Consider the following 6,360-nt stretch of genomic DNA (forward strand, 5'->3'; position numbering starts at 1 on the left):
GCTGACCATTGCAGCATAAATAAATAATTTAGAATATGGCGCGAAGTTTACCGCGAATAGGGGGCGGGTTTGAAGTTTAGAGACGGATTAGCATCAATTTCAAACAAAAAGGGCCCATTGGGCCTAATGCTGATCGTTTAAGAGATCGAGATACACGGGGCTAGCACACCGCGGGGCGCTCCGGCAGCTAAAGCTGCTACGACCCCATCGGTGTACTTCCCCTAAAATCGCGCTTAAGTGACCAGCATTACCCATTGGGCCCTTTTTACAATGACTAATGGAATTATTCTAGGCAATTACCTGGAATGAACCACTCGCGGCGAGAATTGAGTAAATCCTGCGCGGACATGCTTTTCTTGCCGGAAGGCTGTAACTGGGTCATCAGCAAGAGCCCCTCGGCGGTTGCCACGGCAATGCCATTTTTGTCGGCGCTGATGATAGTCCCCGGAACTTGGTTATGCTCGGCTGCTATAACCTGAGATTGCCAAACTTTTACCGGTTGGTTATCAATCATGAAGAAGCTTACTGGCCATGGATTGAACGCGCGAACGCAACGTTCAAGCTGTGCAGCAGAAAGAGTCCAGTTTAAGCGGGCTTCCTCTTTGCTTAGTTTCTCAGCATAGGTCACCAACGCTTCATCCTGTTTCTCAGGCGTTGCAGTACCGTTGGCTAACGCCGCGAGCGTAACGAGCAACCCTTGAGGCCCCATATCAGCCAGCTTATCGTATAGCGTTGCACTGGTATCTTGAGCGGTGATTGGACAGGACACTTTATGCAGCATATCGCCAGTATCTAAGCCAACGTCCATTTGCATAATAGTGACACCTGTTTCAGCATCACCGGCCCATAGGGCACGCTGAATAGGCGCTGCGCCACGCCAGCGAGGCAGCAGGGAACCATGCACGTTGATACAGCCCAAACGTGGCATATCCAACACGGCCTTAGGCAAGATTAACCCATACGCTACGACGACCATCACATCGGCGTTAAGATCGGAAACCAGCTTCTGGTTGTCCTCTGGGCGCAGAGATACGGGCTGAAAGACAGGTAAATTATGCTGCTCGGCTAAAACCTTAACAGGGCTCGGGGTGAGTTTATTGCCACGACCTGCAGGCCTATCTGGTTGGGTAAAAACGCCAACGATTTGATGCTGCGAAGACAAAAGCGCGTCTAGATGACGCGCCGCAAAATCGGGAGTTCCCGCAAAAATAATACGCAAAGAATCAGACAATGTTGTTTCCTGCTAATAATGAGCTAATTAGCCTCTGGCCTGCTGTTTATACAGCTTTTCCAGCTTCTGACGGATACGCTGACGCTTCAGAGGAGAGAGATAATCAACGAACAGTTTTCCGATCAAATGATCCATCTCGTGTTGAATACAGATAGCGAGAAGATCATCGGCTTCCAGTTCGAAAGGTTTTCCATCGCGATCTAATGCGCGAATCTTCACACGCTCAGCGCGAGGGACGAGCGCTCGGTGTTCTGGAACCGACAGACAGCCTTCTTCAATGCCGGTTTCACCGTCGCTTGATAGCAATTCTGGATTGATCAGGACTAAACGCTGATCGCGATTTTCAGACACATCGATGACGATAATACGCTGGTGAACGTCTACCTGAGTGGCCGCCAGACCAATACCTTCTTCCGCGTACATGGTATCAAACATGTCATCAACGATACGCTGAATTTCGGGCGTAACTTCTTTTACAGGCTGCGCAACAGTGCGGAGCCGCTCATCGGGGAAATGTAATACCTGCAATACCGCCATAAATTATTCGATCTGTCTCTGAGTAGTGGAATGATTGTCACTTACTATTCTAGACATTTCCGGCCTTGATTGACAGTATTGTTCACCTATTGAACACATAGGTGCAGGCTGCGCAAGGGACGGATATGGATGCTCAGGAAACTTGGTTGCGGCTAAGCCGCCTGCAAAAAATTGCTTTGCCGCAGTGTATTCATATTGTTAAACGGTTCACTAATGAGGCACCCAATATTCTTCTGTTGAGGAAATTAGGGCTCACCTCAGCTCAAGCACAAAAATTCCTTTCATCTGAGCACCTAGAGGCTGATTTATCTTGGCTAGTACAGCAGGGAAATTATCTTATTGCTTATGATGATTCACGCTATCCTGAAAAACTAAAGAATATTGCTAATCCACCGGCCGTATTGTTTGTTAAGGGAAACGTCGAATGTCTTTCACAAGCGCAAATTGCCGTTGTCGGTAGCCGTCGGTATAGCGACTACGGGGAGACTTGTGCCACCTATTTTGCTGGCGAGCTTGCTGCATCAGGATTAGTGATAACCAGTGGTTTGGCGCTCGGTATTGATGGAATCGCACATCGTGCATGTCTTGAGTCTCTTGGTACAACGATTGCGGTGCTCGGATGTGGTATTGCGCAGCTTTATCCGACGTGTCACGAGCATTTGGCCGCACGTATTGTCGAAAACAATGGCGCGATTATTTCCGAATTTCCACCCAGTACCAGAGCAAGATCTGAATACTTTCCGCGACGAAATCGTATCATCAGTGGATTAAGTGATGGTGTGCTCATCATTGAGGCGGCGGAGAAGAGTGGCTCCTTGATCACCGCGCGTTGCGCGATAGAACAGGGAAAAGATGTGTTTGCGATCCCCGGCTCAATCGACAGTTTGCAGAGTGCCGGTGCTAACTGGCTCATCCAACAAGGTGCCTACTTAGTCGCCCATCCCAATGATATTATTGAGCAATTAGGTGGTTTGCATTGGTTGCCCAATCCTAACGTCGAAATTATTTATCCTGAGCAAGGCGAAGTAGAATTGCCATTTGCCGATGTGTTGGCTAACGTAGAATATGAGGTGACATCTGTTGACGTCGTCGCCGAACGAGTCGGCCAACCTGTGCCAGAGGTCGTTGTCGCTCTGCTCGACCTGGAGTTAGCAGGATGGATTAAAGCTGTGTCCGGCGGTTATGTCCGACTGAAGAGGGCTAGCCATGTTCGACGTATTAATGTACCTGTTTGAAACCTATATCCACACAGCATCAGGAATGCAGGTTGATCAAGATAAGTTAACCGATGATTTAACGCGTGCGGGGTTTGAACGGGAAGATATCTATAGTGCCCTCGGTTGGTTAGAAAAGCTTGCTATGATGCAGGAAGCTGATGCTCTGCCGTATATTTCATGCGCGGATCCTCATGTGATGCGTATTTATACGGATAACGAGATGATACGTCTCGATAGTGCATGCCGAGGGTTTCTGCTCTTCCTTGAACAAATACAGGTGTTAACTCCAGAAACGAGAGAAATGGTCATTGATCGTGTGATGGCGCTGGATGCGGATCAGTTCGATCTTGAAGATTTGAAGTGGGTCGTGCTAATGGTGCTGTTTAATGTGCCGGGTCATGAGCATGCTTACGAACAGATGGAAGAACTGTTGTTTGAAGTTAATGAGGGCTACCTGCATTAAGCAGTTACCCGATGAATTAAGAAACTATTTATGAGTCAGGCAACACTGCTTGCTGTCAAAAATACTGAGAACTGCCCAGACTGCGGCGCGGAATTAGTGATTCGCAGTGGTAAGCATGGGCCGTTCTTAGGTTGTTCCCGTTATCCAGAATGCCAGTTCATTCGTCCGCTAAAACCACAGGCAGATGGACACGTGGTCAAAATTCTGGATGGTCAACTGTGTCCGAAATGTGGTTCAACACTGGTTTTGCGTCAGGGGCGCTACGGCATGTTTATCGGCTGTAGCGAGTATCCTGAATGTGATCATACTGAGGTGATCGATAAACCTGACACAACCTCGATAACCTGTCCTCAATGCCAGCAGGGAAAACTCCTACAAAGAAAATCCCGTTATGGAAAAGTTTTTCACGCTTGCGATAGATATCCTGAATGCCAGTTTGCAATCAATCTAAAGCCAGTGGAAGGAGAGTGTCGCTACTGCCACTATCCATTGCTGGTTGAAAAGCGCACAGCTCAGGGCATTAAGCTATTTTGTGCGAGTAAACTCTGCGGCAAGGCCGTAGTAACCGAATAGAAGATAATGAAAAAAGAACAAGAATCATCGCTAGCGAACGTGCTCAATGCGCTAAAAAATGAAAAGGTTGTGGCTTACCCTACAGAAGCCGTTTTTGGTTTAGGTTGCGATCCTGACAGTGAACTCGCTGTGCATGCACTACTCGATCTAAAACAGCGCCAGTGGGAAAAGGGGCTCATTCTAATTGCCGCAAACTATGAGCAACTGCTGCCATATGTTGATGATGCGAAATTATCGGGTGAAAGACGTGAAGAAGTCTTTTCGTATTGGCCTGGTCCTGTGACATGGGTGATGCCAGCTAAAGCAACGACGCCTCAATGGCTCAGAGGCCGTTTCTCTACTATTGCGGTACGTGTTAGCGATCATCCTGTAGTCCAAAACCTGTGCTTACAGTTTGGTAAGCCGCTCGTGTCAACGAGTGCTAATCTGAGCGGTCTGGAACCTTGCCGTACGGCGCAAGAGGTTCGTCTGCAGTTTGGCGATGCGTTTCCTGTTGTTGATGCAGAAGTGGGAGGGCGTTTAAACCCATCAGAAATCCGTGATGCACTGACTGGCGAATTGTTTAGGCAGGGATAAGACAGATGAAACAGTTTGCGGTTTTTGGTAATCCGATTAAACACAGTAAGTCACCGCGTATCCATCAGCTGTTTAGCCAGCAGACGGGTATTGCTCTTAATTATGAAACTCGGTTAGCCCCTGTTGATGATTTCTCAAAGAGTATTCAGGCATTTTTTGCTGGTGGAGGGGGGGGCGCAAATATTACGACGCCATTCAAAGAGCAAGCTTACGGGCTCGCAGATGAATTAACCGAAAGAGCTTCATTAGCTGGAGCCGTTAACACGTTAAAACTCTTGGATGATGGTCGTCTATTGGGCGACAACACGGACGGCATTGGCTTACTCAGTGATCTTGAGCGTTTGGGGATGATTGCCCCCGAGGCTACAGTGCTCCTGTTAGGGGCCGGTGGTGCCGCACGCGGCGTTATTCAACCGCTCCTATCGTTAGACTGTGATCTTACCATTGCCAATAGAACCTATAGTCGAGCTGAAGAGTTGGCTAAGGTCTTTAGTCATTTGGGAAATATTGACGCGGCTGAATTCAATGAACTGTCAGGAAGGCGATTTGATCTCATAATTAATGCCACGGCTTCAGGCATTCACGGCGAAATCCCACAGATTTCCACTGAAGTTATTGATGAGAATACTGCTTGCTACGATATGTTCTACCAGAAAGGGCTGACCCCTTTCCTTTCTTGGGCTAAAGAACATGACGCAAATCAACTAGCGGATGGCTTTGGGATGCTCGTGGGGCAAGCGGCTCATGCATTCTTGCTGTGGAATGGCGTGATGCCGGAAATTTCATCGGTGCTCAACGTCATGCGTGAAGAATCATCACGATGAACCAAGCGATACAGTTTCCGGACCAAGAAGAATGGGATGCTAAGAAGAGAGCCGTCTTCTTTCCCGCAACGAGCAATGGTTTTCAAATATGCTGTGCTATCTATATAGACGAGCTTAAACGAATGGCAGAGGATCCGGTGAATCATGATCCTCTGACGCTATTCAGATCGCTACGCTGGGATCTTGAAGATTTAGCGGAGCAAAAGATCCTGAACGAAGATTACAACGACGATGGTTGGATATGGATTTCTGGTTGTGAGAGATAGTCGTCTTTCCAACGTACATAGTTATTGGCTGAATACAGTAATCCCGCTTTCTCTTCCTCGCTTAACGGACGGATCTGACGGGCGGGGCTTCCAAAGTACATATATCCGCTGACTAACCGCTTTCCTGGTGAAACTAAACTACCAGCACCAATGATGACATCGTCTTCTATTATTGCGCCGTCCAGAATGATGCTCCCCATTCCAACGAGAACTCGATTTCCTATCGTACAGCCATGAAGCATAGCTTTATGTCCAACGGTAACATCCTCACCAATAATCGTTGGCAAGCCCTCCGGAGTACCCTCTGATTTGTGAGTGACGTGAATAACGGTTCCATCCTGAATATTGGATCGTGCACCGATGGATACATAGTTAACGTCTCCCCGGATCGCAACCAGTGGCCAGATGCTCACGTCATCTGCCAGATCGACTGCACCAATAATGGTGCTGGTGGGATCAATAAATACGCGATTTGCGATCTTTGGGTGTAAAGAGAGGTAAGGACGAACAGAAAGAGACATAAAAAGTGCGCCAAAAGAAGAATAGATACACCCAATACTATCGTGCGCTTGTGAAAACTCAATGGGTGGATCCTTATATCTGTGGATAAGTTTGTGCACAAACGGGTATAAAGCGGGTTTTTGCTGTGGAATGCAGCAAACGATCAATTTAT

9 protein-coding genes are annotated in these 6,360 nt (G+C 47.8%); 6 read left to right on the forward strand and 3 right to left on the reverse strand.

Going from position 1 to position 6,360, the window contains the following annotated elements:
* Window positions 1-283: 283 nt before the first annotated feature.
* Window positions 284-1,231 carry a methionyl-tRNA formyltransferase gene (fmt, locus tag HMPREF3091_RS04865; RefSeq protein ID WP_070714527.1) on the reverse strand — a complete coding sequence of 316 codons (948 nt, stop codon included), beginning with the start codon at window positions 1,229-1,231 and terminating at the stop codon, window positions 284-286.
* A gap of 27 nt (window positions 1,232-1,258) precedes the next feature.
* The gene (def, locus tag HMPREF3091_RS04870; RefSeq protein WP_004846534.1) at window positions 1,259-1,768 is read right to left on the reverse strand and encodes a peptide deformylase; all 510 of its coding nucleotides are present in this window, start codon (window positions 1,766-1,768) and stop codon (window positions 1,259-1,261) included.
* Between the two features lie 125 nt (window positions 1,769-1,893).
* Here def and dprA point away from each other — a divergent pair, with 125 nt between their 5' ends.
* From dprA to HMPREF3091_RS04900, 6 genes are read left to right on the forward strand one after another with little or no spacing between them, the layout of a single operon-like run.
* Entirely contained in the window at window positions 1,894-3,003 is a 1,110-nt protein-coding gene (dprA, locus tag HMPREF3091_RS04875; RefSeq protein WP_070714529.1) for a DNA-protecting protein DprA, read from the forward strand.
* Entirely contained in the window at window positions 2,975-3,448 is a 474-nt protein-coding gene (locus tag HMPREF3091_RS04880; RefSeq protein WP_035502557.1) for a DUF494 family protein, read from the forward strand. Before dprA ends, HMPREF3091_RS04880 begins: the two co-directional genes overlap by 29 nt.
* Window positions 3,449-3,478: 30 nt before the next feature.
* Window positions 3,479-4,021 carry a DNA topoisomerase family protein gene (locus tag HMPREF3091_RS04885; protein WP_004846526.1) on the forward strand — a complete coding sequence of 181 codons (543 nt, stop codon included), beginning with the start codon at window positions 3,479-3,481 and terminating at the stop codon, window positions 4,019-4,021.
* Window positions 4,022-4,027: 6 nt separating this feature from the next.
* The gene (gene tsaC, locus HMPREF3091_RS04890) at window positions 4,028-4,597 is read left to right on the forward strand and encodes an L-threonylcarbamoyladenylate synthase type 1 TsaC (RefSeq protein WP_070714530.1); all 570 of its coding nucleotides are present in this window, start codon (window positions 4,028-4,030) and stop codon (window positions 4,595-4,597) included.
* 5 nt (window positions 4,598-4,602) lie between these two features.
* Complete coding sequence (aroE, locus tag HMPREF3091_RS04895; RefSeq protein WP_070714532.1) at window positions 4,603-5,421, forward strand: shikimate dehydrogenase; 819 nt, start codon at window positions 4,603-4,605, stop codon at window positions 5,419-5,421.
* On the forward strand, window positions 5,418-5,687 hold the full coding sequence (locus HMPREF3091_RS04900; RefSeq protein WP_070714534.1) for a DUF1488 family protein: 270 nt from the start codon (window positions 5,418-5,420) through the stop codon (window positions 5,685-5,687). Before aroE ends, HMPREF3091_RS04900 begins: the two co-directional genes overlap by 4 nt.
* Here HMPREF3091_RS04900 and HMPREF3091_RS04905 read toward each other — a convergent pair.
* On the reverse strand, window positions 5,642-6,208 hold the full coding sequence (locus HMPREF3091_RS04905) for a gamma carbonic anhydrase family protein (RefSeq protein WP_004846518.1): 567 nt from the start codon (window positions 6,206-6,208) through the stop codon (window positions 5,642-5,644). The two genes, HMPREF3091_RS04900 and HMPREF3091_RS04905, sit on opposite strands and share 46 nt — an antisense overlap.
* Window positions 6,209-6,360: the final 152 nt, after the last annotated feature.

Origin of the sequence: Hafnia sp. HMSC23F03 (genome assembly GCF_001816025.1) — a bacterium.
GTDB lineage: Bacteria > Pseudomonadota > Gammaproteobacteria > Enterobacterales > Enterobacteriaceae > Hafnia > Hafnia paralvei.

Bases quoted from the DNA above. Each gene is read 5' to 3' on its own strand.
- def (WP_004846534.1), bottom strand. From the start codon at position 1,768: ATGGCGGTATTGCAGGTATTACATTTCCCCGATGAGCGGCTCCGCACT.
- dprA (WP_070714529.1), top strand. From the start codon at position 1,894: ATGGATGCTCAGGAAACTTGGTTGCGGCTAAGCCGCCTGCAAAAAATT.
- HMPREF3091_RS04880 (WP_035502557.1), top strand. From the start codon at position 2,975: ATGTTCGACGTATTAATGTACCTGTTTGAAACCTATATCCACACAGCA.
- HMPREF3091_RS04885 (WP_004846526.1), top strand. From the start codon at position 3,479: ATGAGTCAGGCAACACTGCTTGCTGTCAAAAATACTGAGAACTGCCCA.
- tsaC (WP_070714530.1), top strand. From the start codon at position 4,028: ATGAAAAAAGAACAAGAATCATCGCTAGCGAACGTGCTCAATGCGCTA.
- aroE (WP_070714532.1), top strand. From the start codon at position 4,603: ATGAAACAGTTTGCGGTTTTTGGTAATCCGATTAAACACAGTAAGTCA.
- HMPREF3091_RS04900 (WP_070714534.1), top strand. From the start codon at position 5,418: ATGAACCAAGCGATACAGTTTCCGGACCAAGAAGAATGGGATGCTAAG.
- HMPREF3091_RS04905 (WP_004846518.1), bottom strand. From the start codon at position 6,208: ATGTCTCTTTCTGTTCGTCCTTACCTCTCTTTACACCCAAAGATCGCA.